The following is a 23,417-nucleotide window of genomic DNA, read 5'->3' as shown; positions in this document are numbered from 1 at the left end:
ACAAGATCATGTCGCGCGAGGGCGCTGGTTTCGCGAGGAAAAGGAGCGGCTGTTCGATGTTTGAGGCTTGATCCAGCGTTTCGAGACTGCACGAGCGGCCAGCATTGATGGAGGCAGCTTTTCAGGCCGCGCAATTCTGTCGGCTCGCCCCCTCCTGCGAGCCGCAGCTCGGCTCGCCCTGCGCAGCAACCACGAATTTGCGATCGCAAGAAAGGCAACACGCTGACGATAGAACTTGGCGGCGCTGGTCGGCTGCGAATCAAGATGTCAATGGCAAGGAGCTCTCGCCGCGCGTCTTTGCCGGGCCGAACCTTCTGGCTATGCTCCTTCGAGAAGTCTGCCGAGCACCAGCCGCCGCACCGCCAAAGCTATCAATATGCGCGAGGGCACGACCTCAGCCTCTCAGCGCTGGCCAACCAGGTTGGAGCCTGTGCCGCGGCACGGAACCCGCTGCCTGCTGATCGAGGCGAATGTGCTTTGCCCCTGATCACCTCATTACCACCCTTGGGAAGGGCAAGACCGATCCGGACCGTCAGAATGTAAGGGATGACCGGCAGTTCGGCGGAACATGGCCGCCGGCGCTCTATCGTGCCTCGCGCGGCCGGCGGGAACAGCGTCCCGAGCGCTATTCATCCGTCAATATCGCCCGCTAATCGGGCACTATGCTGGGCGCATGCGCGTCGTAAGCTGTTCGTGTTTGCAGGACGCGCCCCCGACCCTCGGCTAAGGCGAAGGTGACGCCTTAGTTTTCACGGCAATTCGGGCCGATCCCGCGAATTTCACGGCGAATAACCTGCATTCCCGAGAAACTCAAGGGACGTTTCCGGTATGCTATTTGCTAAACAGGTGGCTGGCCGAGTGCCCTCCGCCAATTTATCGCGAGGAGAGGGACATGCGCTTGAGCAATCTGGGAACCGAGCAACTCCGGGAGAAGGATAGAAGCTTCGTCTTCCATCCTTCTACGCATCTGGCCAAGCACAGCCGAGGCGAAACGCCAAATAGGATTATGGCCGGTGCGGAAGGCGTCTATATCTGGGACACCGAAGGCCGAAGGAGCCTCGACGGTTTCGGAGGACTCTACTGCGTCAACATGGGATATGGATGCACGGAGATCGCCGAGGCCATTGCCAGGCAAGCACACGAATTGCCGTTCGCGCACGTCTATGCCAGCCAAGGTACGGAGCCGGTCGCCCTGTTGGCAGAGGCCGTGGTCGAGTATTTCGGTCAGAACATGCGAAGGGTCTATTTCGGCCTCTCCGGTTCCGATGCCAACGAAACCAACATCAAGCTGGTCTGGTACTATAATAACATTCTTGGCCGGCCCGAAAAGAAAAAGATCATCTCGCGAAATCGCGGCTATCACGGGTCTGGATTGGTCACGGGTAGCCTAACTGGCCTTCCCTTCTTTCACAATTTCTTCGACCTGCCTCTGGATTTGGTGCGCCATACAACCACGCCGCACTATTACCGCCAGGCGCGTGTCGAGGAGAGCGAGGAAGCGTTCTCCCGGCGCTGTGCCGATGAGCTTGAAGCCTTGATCCTGGCCGAAGGACCGGAAACGGTTGCAGCTTTTATCGGAGAGCCGGTACTTGGGACAGGAGGTATTGTGCCGCCCCCCAAAGGGTACTGGACGTCCATTCAAGCGGTGCTCGACAAATACGATATCCTTCTAATCGCGGATGAAGTGGTCTGTGGCTTCGCGCGAACCGGCGAGAAGTTCGGTTCCCACCTGTATAACATGCGTCCGGATTTCGTGACCATCGCAAAGGGTTTGAGTTCCGCCTACCTCCCCATCTCCGGGTCAATCATTGGCGACCGTGTCTGGTCGGTTTTGGAACAAGGAACTGAGAAGCACGGCGCACTCGGCCACGGCTGGACATATTCGGGGCACACGCTTTGTGCCGCAGCCGCGCTCGCCAATATTCGACTGCTTAAAGAAAAAAATATTCTGGAGCATGTCCGCGATGTTGGACCGTATTGGCAAGACCGGATGAAGGCCGAGCTGGCGGGACATCCCATCGTTGGTGAAGTTCGCGGAGTGGGTATCCTGTCGGCCGTAGAGATGATGCGGGACCCAAAACAAAGGATACCATTCGAACCCGACCTTCAGGTCGGGGTGCGCACTGCAGCTGCTCTGTTTGAGAATGGTGTCATCGGACGGGCCATGCCGCATGGCGACATCCTCGGTTATGCCCCCCCCCTGATCATTACCCGAAAAGAGATCGACATCATTGTCGACGCGACGGTAAAGTCGGTCGATACCACCTATCGCGCGCTGAAGGCCGAGGGTGCCGTATGATTTTGCGATCGCGAAGGAGCGAGTCCGGAGGCAGGCATGTCCCTGCGCGCTACTGCGCCGAGCAGACCCAAAACTGTTGAATTCCAGATATCTGATCTTGAGCATGCTCCGGGCTATTTCAGTCACGATTTGTAACCGAATCAGTTCTGCCGCCGCTGTCCTGTTGCCCAACGACCAGGACCTCTGTGCGGCGCGCCCTGCGGGTGTACCTCCCCGCCGGCAGGGCGCCCTTTTTGACCCACGTAATCAGTATCATTATGGCCCGTGCGGGATCGAGGGTCTGGTAAAGGTCATCTGCACGTTCCGATGCAGATTGAGCTTAGACGTGCCCTTTACATCATTGCAGCGGGCCATAATCATTGCGGTGAATTTTATCACGTCAGGTATATAGAAGGACGATACTCACACGCCACCCCGTTCACAAGGAAAGGCATTTTAATATTGTTGAGACGATTTGCCTATCAAAGAAAAGAAAGCATCGCAACACTTCTTTGCGGATCACGGCGCCCCGGGTGGGGGATGAGCGGCTATCCGAATTGTTATGCTAATGCCGACCCAAATTCCTGCAAAAGCTGGGGTCAATGATGGCTTTTGGTCAGCGCAGGATGATTTCTCCTGATTTGGTCGGTGCAGGGGCGGTCATGATTTAATGCATGGAGATTCTCTGATTGAGCTGTTGAGATCATGAGGCGTCTGCCAGACGCCCATCGGGTGAGCCCAGCATGATTGGGATGACCGACGAAGATCGAAAGTGTGGCAGCATTCTGGAGCCCGGTCAGCCCAGCGACGCCCGCGAATTCAATCACGTTTGTCGGGACATACACGACGCAGCCGGAAGGCGTGCAGAAAGAGGAAGAATCGAGCGCGACGATGACGAGGCACATGCCACTTGTTTTCGAGACATTCCTTGAAAGACTGTCACAGAGTATCGATGAGGCAGATTTCCGGGATGCCATGGCTGAGGCGGCCGGACGACTTGACCTAATCTTCTTTGCCTACCTCTCCTTGCCAGCACGGCCTTCCGGCAAACCGAGGTTAATTTCAAACTATCCACCCCGCTGGACCAGACAGTATCTGGAAAATCAGTATGAGAAACTCGATCCTGTGGTCTTGCGTGCTCGAAATGGCGGCTGCCCGTTTCACTGGGGATCGAATTTGGGAGGCGATAAAATGTCGCCGGCTCAACAGCAGCTATTCGATGAGGCGGCTCAATTCAGCATCTGCTGCGGTTTGACGATCCCAATTGTCGATCTCCGCGGCCGCATCGCTGCGGTTACTTTTGCCGCCGATGAGCCTCGTCCAGTATTTCTTCGGGTCGCTGAGCGGTACGAACAAGCTCTTCAACTGATGGCGGCCTGCTTTCATCGTTGCGTTCGCCGCAAATTGCCGAGCGATCGAACAGTGGATGGGGTTTCGCTGACATCCCGCGAATATGAGTGCCTGAGGTGGGCAGCGCGGGGTAATTCAGCCTGGGTGACCGGCCGCATCTTGGGTATCAAGCCACGCACGATCGCTTTTCATTTGGACAATGCCAAGAAGAAGCTAGGCGTGCGAACCCAAAATCAGGCTATAGCCCTTTTGGGGTCCGAAGGGTCCTCAATTGTCTGAGAAGCTTTTTGATCCCCTTGTGCTCGGGCCATTCGATCGCGCGCTTTGTATCGAGCGTTGACTGGATGCCGAGATCTTCTGTTCCGCCGGCTCGGGCGATGCAGCCGTATTCTTCCAGTCCGCGCCGGTGATCATAGTCTATGGGTGCTCGAGCGGGTGTGTCGTCGCTGACGAGCTAGTTGTGGAGCCTCAACAGGTTGTCCTCGGTTAGAGCGAGGCGACTGATAGGTGTTTTGGACTTTAGGCTCCCGTGGGGACGGTGCCAATTGTATCTGTGCAGCCAGACCGGCAACTCTGCGGCGCGGTGATCTGAAGTCGGATAAGCGATGGCATAAGCCCATTCGCGCAGTGCTGTCTGGATGAAGCGCTCGGCCTTGCCATTGGTCTTGGGTGTATAGGGTCTTGTCCTGACGTGCTTGAGGCCGAGATCGCGGCAGGCCTTGGCGAAGGCCTTTGATCTGTAGCAGGAGCCGTTGTCGGTCATGACGCGGGCTATCGTGACGCCGAGGCTGGCGTAGTAGGCCACCGCCGCCTTGAGGAAGGCGATGGCGCTTTCTTTTTTCTCGTCGGGCAGGATCTGCGAGAAGGCGATGCGGGAGGCGTCGTCGATGCAGACATGGACGAACTCCCAACTGCTGCCGCGCGAGCTGGCATTGCCGGTGCGCTTGCCGGTAATGCGATGACCGATGCGCTCGAAACGACCGAGCTTCTTGATATCGATATGGATCATCTCGCCAGGATGCTCGCGCTCGTAGCGTCGGATCGGCTCGGCCGGTTCGATATCCCGCAACCGCGACAGTCCGGCACGCTTGAGAACCCGGCTAACGGTGGCGGGCGAGACGCCGACCTCATGGGCGATGTGCTTGCCGGTCCAACGTTGCCGCCGCAGCGCCATGATGCGCTCGGCGATCAACGCAGCGGTGGCCTGCGGCATATTGGCGGGCCGCGAGGAACGGTCGATCATGCCGGCCCGCCCTTCGGACTTGTAGCGCTCGACCCAGCGCGCCACGATCTTGGCCGACACGCCGTAGACACGCGCCGCATGGGCTTTGGAGAAAGCGCCTTCTATCACCGACAGCGCCATCTCCTCTCGACGCAGCGGTGTGAGACGGGCATTCTTATGGATGTTCATTCGGACCCTCCGGTGAGTGCTGAAGCTTGGTAACTCCAGTCTCCCCGGTCCGGTCCGAATGGACAACCTCCCGAAAGCTCACAGCTAGTCGTGCGGTTATATAGTTTCCGAGGATGGCCCGCTTGCATACCTGCCTGCCGGTAATCTCTAACCCTTGACTTAGGGCGATGGCTATCGGTTATGCGGCTTGAAAGCGAAGAGGTGGACCCTTCGTCGAGCGCCGGTACGATATGGAGTGCTGCTCCGGGCTAATACCCATCCAGACAGAGCGGAACCTTCTATCACGTCAGACGCTCGGACAGTTGCCAAACCCCGATTTCCTGGGAACTGAATTGTGCTCGCCACCGGGTCCATTTTGCCGGCGCGTCTGTGGTGCAGGCCCCGATCAGCCTGACCAATGGCACAGGAACGCTTCTATGACCGAGCACTGCGAATTTGTCAGCTGGCGAACAATTCCTTGTAGCCGCTCGTCACCATCCAGTTCGCACGGTCGAGATGACTACGAAGCGCCTTCCTGGCGCGCTCCGGTTCAAGTGCCGGATCAATGCCGAGGATCAGTTGGGCCATTTCCTCTTCGGGCGCCTCATCGGCTGAGGCGTCCAGGAGCCTCATATAGATGGTAAAGTGCGCCCTGTCGTAGGCGGTAAGACGGTCAGACCAAGGGACTTCGTCGAGCAGTGTTGAGCTTTGAGTCCTATCTGTTCCCGTTGATTGATTCATGTCTGCCGCGAACCTCGCATGTTGATCGCTGGATCCAAGGCAGAATATCCCAAAATGGGATAATCCGAAACGGGGATTAGTCGCTGAGCCGGTCTCTACCTGCCGGTTCACCTAAATGCCCAAATCTCTTCGATCTCCCCGCCACCAGCGGTTTCTGGCCCAGTTGATCTCACTGCGCAATGTCAAAGGGCTGACGCAGGCGCAGGTGGCTGAGAAGCTTGGTCGTCCGCAATCTTTCGTGGCGAAATATGAGGGTGGCGAACGGCGTCTCGATGTCATTGAGTTTCTCGACGTAACTGCGGCCCTCGATGCTGATCCGTGTGAGATTCTGTTGAGCCTGCGCACGTAGTGGGCGCCCGCGCCCATCACCGCGCGTGCCGTGTGCCGGTGGGTCGAGCCCCGATTTTCTTGGCTCTGGCGTCTCGACCATTCCGCTGCGCCTCCTAGCGCGTCGTTAGACTCTCGCAATTCGCTCTGTTTTGTGCCTTTCTCAGCAGGTGGCGCCGCATCCTTCTAGGCCCGCCGCGGCGTCCCGCAACCCTTAGCCAGCTGTGAGCTTTCAGTAGGTTGTCCATCCGGCCCTTCGGATGCGGTGCGGCTCAGACGGCGGACCCGTTCCTGTCATGATTCGCCGCCGCACCCATTCCTGGGAAGCAGCCATTGGCGAGCGGAGGACAAAATGATGAGACAGCGAAGCGCTGGGCCATCCGCGCTGTGGTGATACGTCGATGCATGGCGGTTGCGCGACTTCGTTGCTTGAAGCGAAGCGACCGCACCGCCCATTTCGTCAACTGGCGAACAAATCCTTGTAGCCGCTCGTCACCACCCAGTTTGCACGGTCGAGATGACTGCGAAGAACGTTGCGTGCGCGCTCAGGTTCGCGTGCCGGATCAATGCCGAGGATCACTTTGGCCATTTCCTCTTCAGTGGCGTTGTCGGCCGAGGCGTCCAGGAGCCTCATATAGGTTGTAAAGTGGTCCTTGTCGTAGGCTGTAATGCGGTCCGACCAGGGGACCTCGTCGGCGAACGGCGTGTTCGATCTGGGCTGCAACATCGCTAATTCTATCTCCGGCCAATGGACCCGCGAAGCCCTGTGCCTGCTAAATGTGGATTACATATTATAGTTGATAAACTCAAGCCGCCTGATCCGCTGGCTTGCGTGCATGGATATGCGCAAGTTGGTCGGACGGAATGTGCAGAGGATCAGGCAAAGGAAGCGCCTGACGCAGGAGCAGCTTGCGGAGATTTCCGGGTTCAGTCAGCAGTACATCAGCGGCTTGGAGAAAGGCCGAAGAAATCCGACAATTATCACGATCTATGAACTGGCATTGGCCCTCGGCGTCAGCCACATGGATCTGGTTCGGCCCGACAAACAGGCATGATACACCCGCCCTCCAAGTAGCTGGCCGCCTGATGGCGCGCGCCGGGTGCTCGTGAACCCAGGCTTTTCTTAGGGTCCCCCGGCAGCCCCTGCCATTTGGCTCGCCCTGGCCCGGCGCACCCTATTGGACAGTCGGCCGCTGCGGTTTTTGTCAGCCTTTCCTGGGGCGGTCGGCATTGCCTTTTAGGCCCGCCGCGGCCTCCCGCAACCTTCGCTCTCGCTTCAGGTCCTTCTCTTGGTTACGATCCTTCGGATGCGGTTCGCCTCTTTCAGCGGGCCTAATCGCTTTCTGCCGCCCACCCCACGGGGACAGCCACGCGAGACTAGTATGGAGCGTTGCGGTTAGCGCACGAACAGCAAAGGAACTGAAAAAACAGGCAACTGTCGAAGCATGGCTGAACCAGCCATCGTGTCGGCATCTTGGAGCCGCGTGTTCGCCTTGAGGCCCTGCCGGTAGGATCCCTGCAGTTGAAGTCATTGTCGGCATTCTGACAACAATGGACATGAACCGCCGAACTATCAAGGCGACCAGGTTGTTGTCTAGCAATGGTTTTCCGAATCGGCACGGCACTTGCGTTACCAAAAACAAGTACGCCGCGGCACGGATCGCCCAAGAGGCTGAACGACCTGATCTGTTTGACCCTCGCAGCAGGGGTGGATGGCTAACACAAAGGAAACTTTGAAGGTGGACGTTTTCGAAAGTTCTCCAATACCTGTCAGGAAAACACGGACGCCATCTTTCTCGGTGGATCTAGCCTTGCTGGGAGTCGCATTCGTTTGGGGGGCGAGCTATCCGGTCGGGAAAGGCGCACTGTTCTACGCGCCGGTTTCGATACTTGTTCTTTATCGCTTCCTGATTACTACGATCATTACGGCAGTGGCTGCAAGACATGAGATCGCATTGGTCTCCTGGGGCGATTTCATCCGCGGCTTCGCATTGGGAACAATACTTTTTTGCATCTTTATTGCTGAAACTTACGGCGTTGCATCGACAAGCGCAATGAACACGGCCTTGATCATATCGCTTTGTGTGATTTTCACGCCGAGCATCGACTATGGGCTATCACGGCGACTTCCACCTACGGGCATTTTGGCAAGTGCTGCCATAGCGTGCATCGGTGTCGGCATTCTCACTGGCGGGATCAGCAGGTTCAGCCCGGGTGACGCGCTTGTCTTGGGGGCCGCGATTCTGCGAGCGGTTATGGTCGTTTCCACCAAACGCCTTCTGGCCGGCCGGCAGATTTCATCTGCAGCCCTGACGGCCATCCAAGGATCGACGGTGGCAACACTTACTTTCGTTTTGGCCGTCGCTCAGTTCGGAATTTCAGGCCTTGTTGTGAGGGCCACCCTTCAGTTTTGGGGCGCTGTTGCCTTCCTTGCACTCTTCTGCACCCTCGCTGCATTCTACATTCAAAATGCCGCAGTGAGAAAATCCACACCGACACGGGTTGGCTTCTTGATGGGAACAGAACCTTTTTTTGGTTTCGTTCTAGCGCACCTTCTTCTGAATGAGCCTTTGACAGTACCGAGCTTGATAGGCGCAGGCCTCGTCCTCGCTGCGACGTTTGCTGGCATCTGGTTTGAGAGCAGGACATCCAAATGAACCCCATCTTGGCTTCCACCAAACCCGCCATCGGCGGCATTTCGAGTTTTGAAGATCTGGAGGCTTTTCCGGACCGAACCGCACCAGTTGCAACCATGTTCAGCGGCGGTCTCGACAGCACCTATCTTCTCTACAAGCTGCAAAGCCTTGGCTTTGCGAACATTGAAGCTGTCGCAGCGGATGTCGGAACGCGCATCGATCAGCCTTTGTTGGAACGGACGGCAGCCATGTTCGGCGCGCGCTTTGTCTGCCTCGAAGGGCGGGATGCCTTTGTCGAACAAGGCGTGAAATCAGCCATTCGAGCCCACGCCAAGTACCTTGGCATCTATCCGTTGAGCAGTTCGTTGAGCCGTCCCATAATCGCATCTTTGGTTGTTAATCATGCTAGGTCAATCAACTCACGGCTGGTTCTTCATACAGCAAACCTTTCTCAAAACAGTCTTCCGCGCCTTAACAATAGCATTAAGCGCTCAGGATTTTCCGGCAACTTCGGCAGTCCGTATGAATGCTCTGTGATATCCCGACAACAGAAGACCTCCGACCTGTCCAAGTGTGGAGCGACTTTTGTGGCGGACCGCACGTGGAGCGCGGACGAAAACCTCTGGTGTCGGGAATTCGAGTCGGGGCCTTTGGAAGATCCCGAGAACTTTTCCATCCCCGAGGAGGCATTTGCTTGGACGCGCCACATTCCCGCAGAGCAGCCGGTAGAGATCAAACTCGGGTTTGCAGACGGAAGTCTCGTGTCAATTGATGACCGTGATGTTGCATTGGTCGACGCAATCCCGTTCCTGAATAACACGGTCGGCAAATTCGGGCACGGCCGCTTTGTCGGGCTTGAACACATCACAACCGGCCAAAAGGTTCTCGAAGTCCGCGAGGCCCCTGCCGCGGCCATTATCTTCGACGCGCTGCGTCACCTCGAAACCGCTTCTCTTGACGTGGCATCAATCGTTTTGAAGCAAGGGCTTGAGCAAGCCTGGTCCCAAGAGGCGGTTTCAGGTGCATGGGGCAGTACTATTCACCAGATGTGCGAACGGGCCATTGCATCCGCCCTCGAGGGCGTTAGCGGGAGCGTCAGCTACATAGTCGATCACACACGCTTTTTACCTCGGTCGATCCGAGCCAGGACGCCGAGATACATTAGGGACCGCGACCTTTGGGAATACCAAGCCGCAACCCACATAGCGTTGTCCAAAGCGTTCCGTCCTCGCCAAGTCACCAAAAGGGAGACACCCGTGGAAAACAACGCACCCCAGGCGCCGGCCAACCTCAGTCAACAATGCACTGACGGTCTGGTGACAAATGGATGGTGGTTTTCAAAAGGCGAGCGCGCCGAAGCCTGCTTTGGCATCGAAATTGATGCAGCCTGGAAGAACTTTGCTGACCATTGGAATCGACTTCTTCTCGATGAATACATGCGTGACGGCGGAACATATCGTTACCGGCGCTATAGCGCTTTTGAATATGACGCGACTGACGGAATCTTTAGGCTCCTACCCCACGCCCCCTACGAACAATCAAAAAGTGTCAATCATCTGAATGGCGGCTTCAAGCGCCACTTCGAGCCCCTTGAAAACTCCTTTATAGACCATCCCGTCTTAGAAAAGATTCTGACAGGTTTCTGCAGAATTCTATGTGAAGCCGCCCGACATGATCGTTGGAATATCAAGATCCATCCCTACCGGATTGTCGCGCGCGATGGTGTAAATGGCAAACCGGCACCCGAGGGCCTTCACCAGGACGGGGTGGACTTCATTGCTTGCTATATGATTGGGCGGGTCAACGTCACCGGCGGCATGAGCATGATCACCGACGCCTCAAAGGAGTTCCTCGGCGAGGTCGAAATGAACTCCCCGAATGATTTTGTGATCTGCAACGACCGCGAAACCTTTCACGATGTATCGTCGATTGTGGCCGAAAACCTGAAAATGCCGTACGCTTATCGCGACGTCCTTGTGATCGCCTTCGAGAAATTATAACGCCCAGCGCGCCGAGAGCATTTTCAACAAGGTTCAATACTGCTTGGTATCCTCTCGGGTGTTCCTGGTGCGGGAACAATGCAGGATTAATTTCTTGCATCTAAACACCTAGATAGCAGTTTCGCCTCTCTGGTATGATGGTTTTTGGCCTCGCGGATCTCGCGTAATACGAATGACCGTGGACACCCCCGATCTTCGCAAGAAAGTGAGAAATTATCCTCATGCTGTCCGACGAGGTGGTCTGCGGCTTCGGAGGCACCGGGAACTGGTTTGGTAGCCAGACATTTGGGATGGAACCGGACATGCTCTCGATCGCCGGGGGGCTTTCATCCGGTCACCTGCCCATTGGCGGCGTCATTATCTCGACAAGATTTATCAATGCGCCGCTGACGAGGCCCACAAGGTCGGCGTGTTCGGTCACGGTTTCACCTACTCCGGTCATCCGGTGATAGCGGCCGTCGCCGCCGAGGCGATCAGGATCTACAGCGAGATCGATTTCGTGACCCAGGCGCGTCGTCTCGGCGATCACTTGCATGGAGCCCTCGCGGACGCGCTCGGCGACCATCCGCTTGTCGGTGAAGCCCGCGGCCGCGGCTTCATCGCGGGGGTTCAGATCGTCGAGGATCGTGCGCCCGTCGCGTCTTCGCGCCCGAGCTGAGGATCGGCGATGTCGAGCGGCGGTGCCGCGAGCACGGCGTCATGATCCGCAATATGGGAGAAGTGCTTGGAATCTGTCCGCCCTATATAATCACCGAAAGCGAGATCGACCCCTTGGTTGACGGCATTCGTTCTGCACTCGACGGCGCCGCTGCTGCGAATTCCCGGGTCGGTCGGGTGGCATGAGTTCCAGCATTAAGACCGACTGCTTCACTTCAGTGGATATTATCGAGCAAACGCTCACCCGAGGGGTGCACTTCATCCGTGTCCGGTACAAAACGTCACCCATGTCTCAGGTCGGGCACGCCGCTCGCCAACGACACCGAGTTCGGCCTCGCGGCCTACTTCTACACCGGCGATCTCGGTCGCGCCTTCCGCGTGATGGAAGGACTGAAGTACCGGCGTCAATGAAGGCCTGATCACCACGCCGGAGGTGCCGTTCCGCGGCGTCAAGGAATCGGGCCTCGGCAAGGAAGGCGGCCTCCAGGGCATCGTGGATTATCTCGACACCAAACATGTCTGCATCGGCGGTCTCGGCGTCTAGTGGTTCCCGCCTGACATAGGAGTCCAATCAGAGATTCCCTTTCTGGCCTGCGCGTGCGAGTCTGGCGCATGCGCACAGGAAGATCGTTCACCGTTTCGTCGGCCGATCGCGTCCGTCTGACGGCGCTGATCAGGGATCGCAACGCCCCGCAAAAGCATGTCTGGCGCGCCGAGATAGTGCTTTTGCCCGCCGACGGCGTCGGCACCGGCGAGGTCATGCGCCGCATCGGCAAGTCGAAGACCGACGTCTGGCGCTGGCAGGAGCGCTTTGCCGCGGAAGGCTGTGACGGGCTGCTGCGCGACAAGACGCGACAGTGGCGCATTCCGCCGCTCGGTCCCGATGTCGGCGAGCGCGTCGTGGCACTGACGCTTGCCGATCCGCCGGGCGAGAGGACCCACTGGACCGCCGACATGATGGCGCAAGCCGCCGCAATCAGCGCCAGCGCCGTCAGGCGCATCTGGAAGGCGCATGGTCTCGCACCCCACCGCTGGCGCCAGGTTCAAGCTCTCCAATGATCCGAAGTTCGTCGACAAGTTGCGCGCCGTCGTCGGCCTCTATCTCGATGCGCCGGCCCATGCCATCGTTCTGTCGGTCGATGAAAAGAGCCAGATCCGGCGCTCGACCGCACCCACCCGGCCTGCCGATGAAGAAGGGGCGGCTCGGTACGATGAGGCACGACTACAAGCGCAACGGCACCACCACCCTGTTCGCCGCCCTCAACGTCCACTATTGTCCCGTTGACGAGAATATCATCTTAGTTGCTTGTAAAAATTTGTTCTCCACTTCCGTCTCCATCGTATCTCAGTCAACGCGATGGAGCAGGAAATGACTACAAACATTGTGAAACTGGAAGAAGGCAGGGCAATCGGCTCTAATCGTGACGTGCCGCTGTCAGATCATGAGGCGGAAGCCCTAGGGCATCTTGCGGTGGCGCTGAGTGGCATTTCGACGACCATTCGGTCCGCCGCCTACAAACACGCGCTAAACTCTAGTCACGCGATGAAGCCCCTAAAGGAGACGGAGGACGCGCTTACCGACTACGACGCCTTGGCGAGGGCGGCGGGCCGAAAGCAGCCGAAAGCGGCGGAGGAGGACGACAGGAAGGGGGACGCCCTAGCGAGAGAGGCCGCCGCACAGGTCAGCAGGGTCGATCAGACCCGATCTTCCCGCTGGAGCAGACCGCGAAGGGTACCGGTGGCATCAACGGACTACGTTCGGCAGGTGGTCATGGCAGATAGTCAGCTTGGAGCAGTGTCGGCACTGGTAAACGCGCGGCGAGTGGCTCCAGAACGCTTCCATGCTTCTGTTCCCAGTGTAGATAATAATCCGGATGCTCCGCTTCTGACCTCTTTTTCGGACTATCTGAGCAGGGTGTGCGGACTGGAGTCAAAGTCCCGCGAAGGCGTTCTCCTGGGCAGCCGCCGCTTTCTGGATTGGTTCCATCACCACCATTCCCGGCCAAGCCCTCGGCGCGTTGACGGCTGAGCATGTCCTTGCCGCTGTCGAACATCGGCTGTCACTATCGGCGACCTCCGGTACCCGCACCGGCAGCAACTTCTCACATCGTATTGGGCTGGCCACCACGACCAGAATCTCGCGCGCGTCGTCCCCAGGACGCCCCACTGGCGTTTGGCTCATCTAACCCTCGAACTCGGCTACGGCCCGTCGACGGTCTTCTTCACATGGGTCGGATTCGACGAAATGGACGAGGTCACAGGCGACGGCCATGCTGAACTGCTCGACGACGGCTCCATCGACATCACCTTCTATCACAACGGCGACGAGGCAATCCTCAAGGCCAAACGGGACACTTCTTCAACGGCCTGCTAGGAGATCCGTGTTCGCCTTGCGCTGACAAAGAAGCTCACACATGACGTCCGGGAGACGATGCTGGCAAATGGTCTGGCTGAAGCATTCCACCCACAATACCAAAGCCCGTCCCGATCCAAAGCGCTTCTAAGCACTCCACCTCAGGCGCAAGGCCGGTTGGCCAGTGCATCTTCTTGGTCCGCCGGAAGAGAACCCCGCCCGACAATAGCTTCATGAGGTCTTGCGCTGCAGTGTCGACCGTAAAAAAGGGCGCGCGAGGCGCCCTTCATTTAAACCGGCAGTCGGGAAGCAGACTTCACTCTGATATTCAAAAGCGGTAGGTGACACCTGCGCCTATCAGCCAGGGATCGAGCTCCGCCTTCCCCGTCAGCTTCGCGCCGGTCACCGTGACGTCGAAGTCCGGCTTCAGGAAAAGCTTCTTCACGTCGAAGTTGAGGCCCCAGTGCTGGTCCACCATGTAGTCGAATCCGACCTGCAGCGCCGTGCCGAACGTGTTCTTCACCTTGAGAGCATCAGCGCTGCCAGTGTCCTGGTTGTAGAAGATCGTGTAGTTCACGCCGGCGCCGACATAAGGCTTGAACGCGCCGAGATCGGTAAAATGGTACTGCAACGTGAGTGTCGGCGGCAGCAGCCAAACTTTGCCGATGTTGCCCAACCCTCCGATCGTCCCTTGGCCCGCGATGTTGGCATAAGTGGTACCGAGTATGAGTTCGGCGGCGATGTTGTCGGTGAAGAAATACGAGATATCGAGTTCCGGCGTCACCGTGTCCGAATACGAAAGACCGGAGCCGGGAAGCGTATCAACGTAGCCCAGATCTTTCGTAACGACGCCCAACGCCCGCAGGCGGACCTGCCAAGGGATTGGCGCTTCGGTGACCGAGGCTCCCGTCTCCGCCAGGACGGTCTCTGCTTGCGCAGGCTCCGCGGCGACGGCCTGCTGTCCCACCATGATCAGGGCCACCGCCGCTGCTGTTGCCCGCGCTACGCCCATTCGCGTTCTCGCCATGAGATTCACTCCTTGATGTTCAGAAAGGATGCACTGCACTATTTCGTCTCCTGCTCGAATGAATTGTTGATGGACCTCAAATGCCCCTCTTGCGTTGCAACGCGTTCCGCCGTCTCCGGAGGGTGATCGTTGAAGCCGATTGCGCTGCGGAGAAAATTGGTGCCTAGACTGATGAATGCGGCTTGCTCCCGATTGTCCTCGCCGCAGCCGTGCCCGCCTGCGCTGGCCTCGTAGAAGTAAGCGGGATAGCCAAGAGCCTGCAGTTTTGCGGCCATCTTGCGCGCATGGCCCGGATGGACGCGGTCGTCGCGTTTCGTGGTGGCGATCAGGATAGGCGGATAGGGCTGTCCCGGCGCTGCGGCGTGATAGGCGGAGATTTCCTTCAGGAAAGCCCAATCGTGAACCTTGTCCGGATCGCCATATTCGTCGATCCAGCTCGCGCCCGCCAAGAGCTTGGTGTAGCGACGCATGTCGATAAGCGGTGCTGTGCAGAACAGAGCCCCGAAATGCTCAGGATAGCGGGTCAGCATGTTTGCGATCAGCAGGCCGCCATTTGAGCCACCCTCGGCGGCAATCCGCCTCGGCAGGGTGATGCCCCTTCGCACGAGGTCGGAGGCAACGGCGGCGAAATCGTCGTGGGCGAGACGCTTGCCCTCCCTGCGCCCGGCTTCGTGCCAGCGGGTGCCGAACTCGCCGCCGCCGCGGATGTTCGCCTCGACACACGTGCCACCGCGCTCGAGCCACAGCTTGCCCAGCGGGGAGTTGTAGTAGGGCAGGAATGATACGCCGAACCCGCCATAAGCGGAAAGGTGAATCGGAGCATCTCCGTTCCCGTTCGCCGGACCAACCTGCGTATAGGGGATCAGCTCATGATCGATAGAGACTGCCTCGTGGCGCGTGACCACCAGTCCGGATGCATCGAAATTCTCCGGGCTGCGCTTCAGGATTGCTGAAGCGCTGAGAGACGGCGCGGCATTCAGATCGAACAGCAAGAGCTGCGGCGGCGTGATCGGATCCTGAGCACAGATCAGGACCTCTCCATTGGTCTCGTGAACTGCCGCATCGAATGACCAGACGTCGACAGTACCTTCGGCGGGCAGGGTGTTCAGGACTCGGCGCGTCCATTCCTGGTGGCCGGGAGTGAACATCTCGAAACGCGGTGCGAGATTGACGAGGTAAGAGATAATGAGCTTCCCGTCATTCCAGAAGAATGACTGCATGGAGCGCCTTTCCCCTGGTTGAAACAGGGTCTCAAAACGGCGTCCGCCGGCGAGGAAAGTGGAAAGCGAGATGACGATCAGCGCGTCGGCGGGATGGGTGGTGCCTCCCACCGTCCAGGGCTTGCGCGGCCTTACCGCCAGCCAGTCGCCGAAGACCCGCCACGACGCGTCGCGAGGAAGATCGATCTGCCTCCTCGGCCCGCTCCTATCGCCGATCCAGCTGATCTTCTCGAAGAAGGCCGGCTGCTCGATGAACCAAAGGCGCTCGCTGCGGCCGGTGCGGTCCGAATGACCAGACACTTGGAAGCTTTCGAACCCGGCCTCGAAGATTGCCGGCGTGGTGAGGGGATCCGCGTCACGCTTCCACAGTCGAACTGTGCGCGCATAGCCGGAGCGGGTGGCCATGCCATTACCAAGCGCACTGGAAAGCAGAAGCGTGTCAGGGTCCAGCCAATTAACGTAGCCTTTGGCCTCGGGGAGGTTGAAGCCGTCGGCGACAAAGCTCAGAGAAATCAGGTCGAATTCGCGATGCACGACCGCGTCGCTGCCGCCGCGCGACAGGCGCAGAACGGCTCTTTCCCGTCTCTCCGGCTCGATGGACGCGCCGTCCCAGATCCAGTCCTCTCCGTCGCTAGCCGCGAGAGCATCCAGATCGAGCAGTAGCTCCCATTGGGGATCCGCCTTCATGTAGGCGGCAAGGGTGGTCCGGCGCCACAGTCCGCGTGGATTACCGTCATCTCGCCAGTAATTGTAGAGGTACTGACTACGGCGCGCGATCAGGGGAAGATTGTCGCGATTGTCGAAAATGGCTGTCAGAGCCGCGCGGTCGCGCTCGAACTGCGTTCCACCGAAGTGCTTCAGAGTCCTTGCCGATTGGCCGGCGGCCCAGGCAAGTGCCCGCTCGCCCTCTACATCTTCAAGCCAGACATAGGGATCGTCGTCGGGAGCATCAAGCGTTGGACGGACATCAAATGCGTTCATGTCCGGACAGCCTTCAGAAAGAAGGGATAGAGGCTTCCGTCGGCTCGGGAACGCTCAGTGTCGGTAGCGGCGCCCACATGTTCGAAAAGCGTGATCATTGATGAGTTCTTCCAGTCGGTGCGGCATCGCAGTGCTTTTGCGCATAGGGCCGCAACCTTCGTGCCAACTGGGAAAATCGTTTCGGAACAATGCGATCGCTCTGGAAGCGTTGTGTCACATGTCCGACATCGTCGAGAATCCGACAACGAGTGCTCCTCCTAATCACCGGATCAACCTCCGGCGCCAGTCGTGGACACTGTGCAGAACTCGAGAAGTGAAGCTCATTGGAGTGAACCTGGTTGACGCCCAACATCTTCGCTCTGGAGCGCTTCACGCACACGGATTCATGGCAGACACCATGATGCGATCGATGCTGTTAGAGACCAAGCTGGCTGCGCCTGTGAGTTTCAGCCGCCAGCTGGAAGCAGCGGAGTTCTGAGGAGAAGGGTGGGGGGCCCAAGCCCTGCCGCAATCTTGGCCTGCACCGTCCCCTTGATTGTTGTGGGTCAACGTCTGCCTGCCCGCTGAATTTGGCACGCCTTACACCTACGTCACGACCAAGACCTTCCTGTTGCACTTCGGCCTCGACACACTGCGGGATTTGCCCGATTTCGAGGCGATTGAGGTTGCCGCGCTGCTCAGCAAGGAGAAGCTGCTGGCGGGCGATACTCCCATCGGGCTGGTGAGTGGTGGAGGAGGTGAGGAGCGACACTCCAAGGCCAGGACGGGCTAGCGCAGCAGATACATGGAAGTAATCGCTTGATATGAGCGGTTGAGAGTCGAATCAGGGAACTATGCGATCACTATCGATAAGAGGTGGCAATATCGATCGTGATTGTATCGGGCCACTCTACGGCGAAGGAGGCGGCAACTTGTGTCTCCGACCCGAAACGATTACCTTGCGGCCATTATGAGCAAGCATTTGGCATCCGTCTTGACGACGTGAACGCGCCCTGCAGCGTACAGCTGGACGACGCGGCGCTGGCCGATTGCTTTGCGGATCTCGATTTGGCCAAGCAGCATCCCGCTCATGTCAGCGCCTTTCTCGGCGAGGTCCCTCTCGCCCAGCAAGTCGAGTTCGCAACCGCGCACCACATTCGCGGTCGACGAGATGAAGGCTTTTGCCGCCAAGTTCTCTGCCTGGTCCGGCGAAAGCTATCCGCTCGCCGCATAATGGCTGGACATGATAGCCGACGCCCGTCCCGAATGGCGGCGGCTTTTTCGTATTATATCGACCTGATCGACAAGATGCGGCGGAACAGGGGTCCACGTGCGATGCGGCCAAAGCGGATCCAGCTCTCGAGCGCGACTACGGGGTAGGTGTGGTCGCTGGAGCCGCGGCCGACCTCGACCTCGCGCCAGCCGGTCTTGCCGCGCAGGGTGACCAGCAGCCCTTGCCGTCAAAAATCTCGATCCAGCTGGCGCCATCGCTGTTGTCGTCGCGCATGACGTCGAGACCGACGATCTCGGAGCGCCGCAGGCCGCCGCCACAGCCCAGGAGCAAAATAGCGCGGTCGCGCAGGCCCTGAGGTCGTGGCCGAGCGTGGCGATCATCGCCAGCAGATCGTCGCCAGGACCGCCTCTTTCTGCCGCGGTGGCTTTGCGTGCTTGCGGCGAATGCCGGCAAGAACCTTATAGATATGCCGCTCCGCGCGGTCCAACGGCCGGCCGCGCTGGGTAAAGTTCCAGGCGAGGCCGGAAAGCCGCCGCTCGATGGTCGCAAACTAAAGGGCAGGGGCGCCACGCTTCGGATCGCCGGCGGCGGTGCCCGAGGCACAGGCGCTGATATTGAGCCTGATCACCTTCGAGCCCGGAGGCAGGGGATCGAAGCCAGCGCGCCGGCACCAGGAGGAAAAATGCCGCCAATCCTTGGGGTAGGCGTCGCGCGTGTTCTCCGAGGTGGCGTTGTAGCCCCTCGCGGTCTCGACCAGTTCCTGGACATGCGCCGGGACTCTTTGAGCCGGGTCTCCATCTCCTTGTAGAGCTTGTCAAGCTCGCCATCGACTGGCTTCAGGTCGTCGATTGAACATTGCGTCATCATAGGCTTTGTGCCTTGTTGTAGCAGGCATCGTCCGTTCGCGCGGCGGACACAGACATCACCGTCGCTGAGCCGAGAACGACGGTAAAAGAAAATGCACTCACTGACTTCATAACCAATCTCTTTTGCGGGTGATTTAGAAACGGACGCCGAGCTTGGCGCTGAACCCGTGTGTCTGGGCATCCGAGGCGATCTGTCCCTGATAGGCGATGCCGAACGTCGCGTTCTCGGTGATGTTTACGTCAAGCCCAGCTTCGAGCAGAGCTGCGTTCTTTGCGATCGGCACGCCCTTGATGGCGAAGGAGGAACCGCCAGCAAAGGCAAGAGCGGTATCCGGCCTGACGTCGCCGAAGGCGTGGCGCCAGCCAAGACCGCCGCGCGCGGTAGCAGTCACGGTGCCGAGGGTCAGTACCGTCGACGCACGCAGACCTAGCGTGGTAAACGCCGTGTCGCTCGAGCGATCCCCGCTCGACAAGGCGGCTGCGCCGCCATTCTCGGTGAAGCCATCGGCGTCAAAATTCACATAAGCGAGATTAGCGTAGGGCTCGAAGGAAGCCGAAGCCGTATTGATACGGTAGCCGAGCTCGCCAAAGGCCTGGAACGTGCCGGCGTCGTAATCGGCCGAAAGGCTGTCGGCGAAGCCTGGAAAGACCACGGACCTGCCGGTCTCGATGCTGTGCCAGGTATAGGCAAGGCCGGAACGAAAACCGAGATTGCCGTTCTGCGTGCCGGCAAAAAGACCGAGATGGTAATTCTCGCTCGAGCCCGACGACGCGCGATCGTCCGCCTCCAAGGAGGTATGGCTGTAGCCGCTGATGAGGCCGAGCCGCCAGCTTTCGCCGACAGCCGCGTCACCGCCAGCCAGAAAGCCGCCTGTCGAGTGATCGAGACCGGCGGCATTGCCGTCGCTGTCGAGATGACCCCAGGCGCCGAAGCCACGGCCCCATACGGCGAAATTCTCACTCGTTGCCGGGGCCAGTTCCAGACCACCCAGCCCATAAGTCATCACCGGAACGCTGGAGGCACCGACGCCGTCGAACGCCGCACGGATCCGTTCGCTCGCGGCATCGCGTACAGAATGACTGTCCTCGATGAGGCCGCTATGAATGGAAGCATGAACCTCGCCTGATAGCATATCGAAAGCGTTGCGGGCTTCCGGCGCCGTCAGGAACAGGATGTTGTCCTGGATCGGATTACCGCTTCCAAGCGCCTGAGCCGCTGCGGCGACCGAGCGTTGATTGAAGGTGCTGGCTACATCGGCAAACGCCGTCGATGTGCGGCTGATATCGAGATAGACATTGTTGGCATCGTAGACGAGCTGGAAATCGACGAAGGGCGTCGCGTCTGTCGCCAGAGCCCCCGTCAGCCCGCCATAGGTGCCGCTTACGCCGCCTGCTGCGGAGAGCAGAGTATATCGGGCATCGACCGATAGCGTTCCCTGCCGCAGCAGCTCGATCTGCGCGCCGCTGTCGATCGCCGCTGCTCCGCCAACATCGATGAGATCGGACGACCTTGCGAGGTCGACCTGATAGATCGATCCGGACTGCTGCGCGAAATCGCCCGTGACAGTCAGTGTGGTGACGATCCTGCTCGGATCGGTCGCACTGCCAGGAGCGACCGTGCCGCCCTCGGAAATGGTGACCGCACCGTAGGTGCCGCCGCCTGCGACGACACCGCCGCTGTTTGCGATAGCCGTGCCCCCGATCTGCCCGTCATTCCCGAGAAAGCCGGACGTGGTCGCATCATGGGAAAGCACACCTGTATCGGCAAGCAGCAATCCCGCGCCGGAACCGACCGTCGTCATGCCGGAAAAATTGTTCTTTCCGCTCAGCGTTTGCACGCCACCGGCAACGAATAGTTTGCCGCCCATATTATTGTTATCAACGTCGAGGTCGTTGATGCTGCCGGCGAACGTGTCGTTCGAATCCGTTAGCACCAGGGTACGCTTGCCCAGTTCGACCGTTCCGCTGCCACTCAGGCTACGAATACGGGCATCGTTGTAGGCGTCGGAGATTCCCCAATAGTCGCTGCCATTTCCATGTTCGGAGATATCGAACGTGCCGTCTGCAACGACTTTCGCTGACCGTTGGATGTTGCCGAGCCCCGCAAGCGAGAGATAGGCATCCTGAGCAATATTCGTCTCGCCGGTGTAGGTGTTGACATTCGTCATCCGGACCACCGTCTTTGTATCAAGCGTCAGCGATCCGGAGCCGGAGACGACACCCGCTATGCCGAACCCGCCCTCATTCCCCATGCTCGTCGTGATCCTGCTCAGACCGGTCCCTTCGGGTGCGGATGAATCGGTAGAGAAGTTGCTGGCAGTGACGAAATGTGACGTATAAGCGGTATACTTCTTCTCCAGATCGAAAATGACCGATCTGTTTTTGAAGAAGTCAAGACCGGCAACAAAACTGGTCTGGTCATTGGGTTGTTCCGTCGTGCCGCTGGTGTAGGTGAAGTCGATATTGTCCAGCCTTACCGGATCGCCATCCGTTCCTGCGATTGTAACGCTCGGGATGTTGCCCGATGCGCTTACGATCTCGCGTTGCTCATTTCTCCGAACATTTTTAAGTTTGACGCCCGCATCCTGAAATTGCTTCAGCATCGCATCACTGATCTCCAGACTGCCACCGCCCGGTGTGCCGGTGTCGAGCAATACCGCGGTCTTGTTGGGGTCGGTGATTGGTGGGGCTCCATCCTTAACCGTGTACTGCAGATTGTAGCTGCCTTCGTATTCGGTCGAGGCATTGGCGCCAGAGCCAGGAAAATTCTGATAAGAATCCTGATCTTTTTCCTCGGGTTCTCCCCATGGCATGGCATTAGTATATTGGGCCCGGAGGCTTGGATTGAGGTTGACAATCGTGCAGGGGGAACAGCCAGGCGTTTGGTCGCTCTCGGAATCCGGATTCACATTGGCGGAGACCACGTAGCCAGACCTGGTGACACTGCCCATCATGCCCCAGACACTTGTCTTGCCAAGAAAATCGCCGGCCCCGAATGTACCTGCGAAATCGCCGCCTTCGTCTGCCATCTTGCCAGCGGTCATTTTCGCCCGCTGCTCCTTATCGGCGTGATAAGGTTCTTGGAGATCCTGACCATACATATCTTTAAGTCCATCCGTCACGGATCCCGGCGTGCACTTAAGATTGTTGTCCTTGCAATACGCATGGGTATAGACAAAATCGAGAATGCGAGCAGCCCGGTATTTCTTATCGCTTACAGACGGCCCGTCGATTGTTATCTTTTGATCTGGATCGACATATGTAAATTTATCAATTTCCACGTTCTGAAGCTTATTACCATACGTTCCGTCCCCGTACGTATATACGTAAGGCGTGTCGGCAATCGGGCGGACCCCGGTCACCTCTGACCCGATCTGCGTGTTGAGCTGGTCCGAGCCCGTGTCGAATACGTATCGCTGCGCGTTGCCATTGTTGATCTTGGCCCAGATGCCCAGGCGGTCATGGCCTTCCCCGACATACTCCAGCGGGATCGAAATCGGGTCGTCGGCCAACGCTTCTCCAGTTGGAAATGCTACCAGACCCACCCCGAGAGACACAGCCGGCAGGAATACCGTCGTCATCGCGGTGGTTGCCGCCAGAAAGTTCTTTGTCCTGAAACAAGCCTGCATACCTGGTCCTCGAAAAAGTCTCGCAAACTGATTGTTCATTGGAACGGCCTCCTGAATTGTTTAACGAGACCCTTTATGGCGGCCCTGGCTGACAACAGCCTGAAAGCTGCAAGCGGCCTGCGAGAATGGGGCGATCCTGAATGACGACAGGTGCTGTCAACAATGGATGAGTGCTCGGCCTGAAAGCTGAGCACGCTTTATGCTCAGGCTGCTGACAAGGCCAAAGCAGCGTAAGTGCGGAGTGAAATCCAAGGTCCACATGGGTCGTCGCGCTTCCCGTGCGCCTGGGAAGGCGCCGGCCCGGCCAAGCTTTCCCAGATCGTCCGGATGGCGCACAAGATACCGGTTCAGGTCGATCGAGATGGAGGCCGAGGCGTATGCCAAGGCGGTCGACTGCCTGACGAAAGATCAGAATGCGTCGCTGGCGCTCTACGATTTCCGCCGGCAGCGAGCTCAGCTCCTGCCGGGCATCCGTGTTTACTGGCGACGAGACACAAGATGTGCCCAAATTGCCACCAGACCGTCACCTGCGATGAGTTTCGGCAACTGATTTTGTCCTTTCAATCGTCGCCACTTCCTGGCCGCGGCCAACATGGGCCACTCGAAGGCAGCAGACTGGCGGCTATATGGACGGGCTGTGAGCCCGCACCGGAGACATTGGCGAAATCTACGATCTCTATAGCAACGTCAAGGAGAAGCGCGAGGTGTTGCAGATGTGGTCAAATCACATCGAATGGCTGATCAAGCAG

18 protein-coding genes and 5 pseudogenes are annotated in these 23,417 nt (G+C 58.5%); 15 read left to right on the top strand and 8 right to left on the bottom strand.

What is annotated here, in order from left to right; genetic code table 11:
• Positions 1-281: 281 nt before the first annotated feature.
• The 3 genes and pseudogenes from P9230_RS27810 to P9230_RS27800 form a co-directional block, all read left to right on the top strand.
• A pseudogene (locus P9230_RS27810) lies at positions 282-702 on the top strand (transposase); the annotation flags it as partial.
• 190 nt (positions 703-892) lie between these two features.
• Positions 893-2,299 (top strand): aminotransferase, encoded by a 1,407-nt coding sequence (locus P9230_RS27805; RefSeq protein WP_063169303.1) that lies wholly within the window; start codon positions 893-895, stop codon positions 2,297-2,299.
• 870 nt (positions 2,300-3,169) lie between these two features.
• A complete protein-coding gene (locus P9230_RS27800) occupies positions 3,170-3,907 on the top strand; it encodes a LuxR family transcriptional regulator (protein WP_082826574.1) in 738 nt (245 codons plus the stop codon).
• Between the two features lie 175 nt (positions 3,908-4,082).
• Here the strand turns inward: P9230_RS27800 and P9230_RS27795 are convergent, their stop codons facing one another.
• Together P9230_RS27795 and P9230_RS27790 are read right to left on the bottom strand one after the other, a co-directional pair.
• Positions 4,083-5,039 carry an IS481 family transposase gene (locus P9230_RS27795; protein WP_063169302.1) on the bottom strand — a complete coding sequence of 319 codons (957 nt, stop codon included), beginning with the start codon at positions 5,037-5,039 and terminating at the stop codon, positions 4,083-4,085.
• Between the two features lie 438 nt (positions 5,040-5,477).
• Positions 5,478-5,759, bottom strand: a complete 282-nt coding sequence (locus tag P9230_RS27790; protein ID WP_063169301.1) for a DUF2285 domain-containing protein — start codon at positions 5,757-5,759, stop codon at positions 5,478-5,480.
• Positions 5,760-5,874: 115 nt separating this feature from the next.
• On the opposite strand from P9230_RS27790, the gene P9230_RS27785 reads away from it, so the two are divergent.
• Positions 5,875-6,108, top strand: a complete 234-nt coding sequence (locus tag P9230_RS27785; RefSeq protein ID WP_082826573.1) for a helix-turn-helix transcriptional regulator — start codon at positions 5,875-5,877, stop codon at positions 6,106-6,108.
• 438 nt (positions 6,109-6,546) lie between these two features.
• Here P9230_RS27785 and P9230_RS27780 read toward each other — a convergent pair whose 3' ends face one another.
• Complete coding sequence (locus P9230_RS27780; RefSeq protein WP_063169299.1) at positions 6,547-6,813, bottom strand: DUF2285 domain-containing protein; 267 nt, start codon at positions 6,811-6,813, stop codon at positions 6,547-6,549.
• Positions 6,814-6,922: 109 nt separating this feature from the next.
• Here P9230_RS27780 and P9230_RS27775 point away from each other — a divergent pair, with 109 nt between their 5' ends.
• From P9230_RS27775 to P9230_RS27735, 9 genes and pseudogenes are all read left to right on the top strand, one after another.
• Positions 6,923-7,141 carry a helix-turn-helix transcriptional regulator gene (locus P9230_RS27775; RefSeq protein ID WP_029354714.1) on the top strand — a complete coding sequence of 73 codons (219 nt, stop codon included), beginning with the start codon at positions 6,923-6,925 and terminating at the stop codon, positions 7,139-7,141.
• Positions 7,142-7,798: 657 nt separating this feature from the next.
• A complete protein-coding gene (locus tag P9230_RS27770; RefSeq protein ID WP_082826572.1) occupies positions 7,799-8,743 on the top strand; it encodes a DMT family transporter in 945 nt (314 codons plus the stop codon).
• Positions 8,740-10,722: an argininosuccinate synthase-related protein gene (locus P9230_RS27765; RefSeq protein ID WP_063169298.1), complete on the top strand. Its 1,983-nt coding sequence runs from the start codon at positions 8,740-8,742 to the stop codon at positions 10,720-10,722. Before P9230_RS27770 ends, P9230_RS27765 begins: the two co-directional genes overlap by 4 nt.
• A gap of 221 nt (positions 10,723-10,943) precedes the next feature.
• On the top strand, positions 10,944-11,171 hold the full coding sequence (locus P9230_RS27760) for an aminotransferase class III-fold pyridoxal phosphate-dependent enzyme (RefSeq protein ID WP_263485461.1): 228 nt from the start codon (positions 10,944-10,946) through the stop codon (positions 11,169-11,171).
• Complete coding sequence (locus tag P9230_RS27755; protein WP_063169297.1) at positions 11,132-11,380, top strand: aminotransferase class III-fold pyridoxal phosphate-dependent enzyme; 249 nt, start codon at positions 11,132-11,134, stop codon at positions 11,378-11,380. The genes P9230_RS27760 and P9230_RS27755 overlap by 40 nt, the downstream gene beginning before the upstream one ends.
• A gap of 308 nt (positions 11,381-11,688) precedes the next feature.
• Positions 11,689-11,923: pseudogene (locus P9230_RS27750) on the top strand (aldehyde dehydrogenase family protein); the annotation flags it as partial.
• A 68-nt stretch (positions 11,924-11,991) separates the two neighbouring features.
• Positions 11,992-12,647: pseudogene (locus tag P9230_RS27745) on the top strand (IS630 family transposase); the annotation flags it as partial.
• A gap of 101 nt (positions 12,648-12,748) precedes the next feature.
• The gene (locus P9230_RS27740) at positions 12,749-13,408 is read left to right on the top strand and encodes a hypothetical protein (protein WP_063169296.1); all 660 of its coding nucleotides are present in this window, start codon (positions 12,749-12,751) and stop codon (positions 13,406-13,408) included.
• 144 nt (positions 13,409-13,552) lie between these two features.
• Positions 13,553-13,753 carry a hypothetical protein gene (locus tag P9230_RS27735; protein WP_244514237.1) on the top strand — a complete coding sequence of 67 codons (201 nt, stop codon included), beginning with the start codon at positions 13,553-13,555 and terminating at the stop codon, positions 13,751-13,753.
• Between the two features lie 307 nt (positions 13,754-14,060).
• Here the strand turns inward: P9230_RS27735 and P9230_RS27730 are convergent, their stop codons facing one another.
• Positions 14,061-14,759, bottom strand: a complete 699-nt coding sequence (locus P9230_RS27730) for an OmpW family protein (RefSeq protein WP_063169295.1) — start codon at positions 14,757-14,759, stop codon at positions 14,061-14,063.
• Positions 14,760-14,797: 38 nt separating this feature from the next.
• Positions 14,798-16,960, bottom strand: coding sequence for a prolyl oligopeptidase family serine peptidase (locus P9230_RS27725; RefSeq protein WP_082826571.1), 2,163 nt, complete (start codon positions 16,958-16,960; stop codon positions 14,798-14,800).
• A gap of 217 nt (positions 16,961-17,177) precedes the next feature.
• On the opposite strand from P9230_RS27725, the gene P9230_RS27720 reads away from it, so the two are divergent.
• Together P9230_RS27720 and P9230_RS27715 are read left to right on the top strand one after the other, a co-directional pair.
• Positions 17,178-17,438, top strand: a complete 261-nt coding sequence (locus tag P9230_RS27720; protein ID WP_095769041.1) for a hypothetical protein — start codon at positions 17,178-17,180, stop codon at positions 17,436-17,438.
• 93 nt (positions 17,439-17,531) lie between these two features.
• Positions 17,532-17,732 (top strand): annotated as a pseudogene (locus P9230_RS27715) (SMC-Scp complex subunit ScpB); the annotation flags it as partial.
• A gap of 161 nt (positions 17,733-17,893) precedes the next feature.
• Here the strand turns inward: P9230_RS27715 and P9230_RS27710 are convergent.
• The 3 genes and pseudogenes from P9230_RS27710 to P9230_RS27700 all read right to left on the bottom strand — a co-directional run bounded on the left by P9230_RS27710 (position 17,894) and on the right by P9230_RS27700 (position 22,707).
• Entirely contained in the window at positions 17,894-18,130 is a 237-nt protein-coding gene (locus P9230_RS27710; RefSeq protein ID WP_063169293.1) for a hypothetical protein, read from the bottom strand.
• A 116-nt stretch (positions 18,131-18,246) separates the two neighbouring features.
• Positions 18,247-18,930: pseudogene (locus P9230_RS27705) on the bottom strand (integrase); the annotation flags it as partial.
• A gap of 243 nt (positions 18,931-19,173) precedes the next feature.
• Positions 19,174-22,707, bottom strand: a complete 3,534-nt coding sequence (locus P9230_RS27700; protein WP_082826570.1) for an autotransporter domain-containing protein — start codon at positions 22,705-22,707, stop codon at positions 19,174-19,176.
• Positions 22,708-23,417 lie beyond the last annotated feature (710 nt).

The organism is Mesorhizobium sp. WSM4887 (assembly GCF_029625865.1).
Taxonomy (GTDB): domain Bacteria; phylum Pseudomonadota; class Alphaproteobacteria; order Rhizobiales; family Rhizobiaceae; genus Mesorhizobium.
This window is presented reverse-complemented; position numbering and strand designations above follow the sequence as displayed.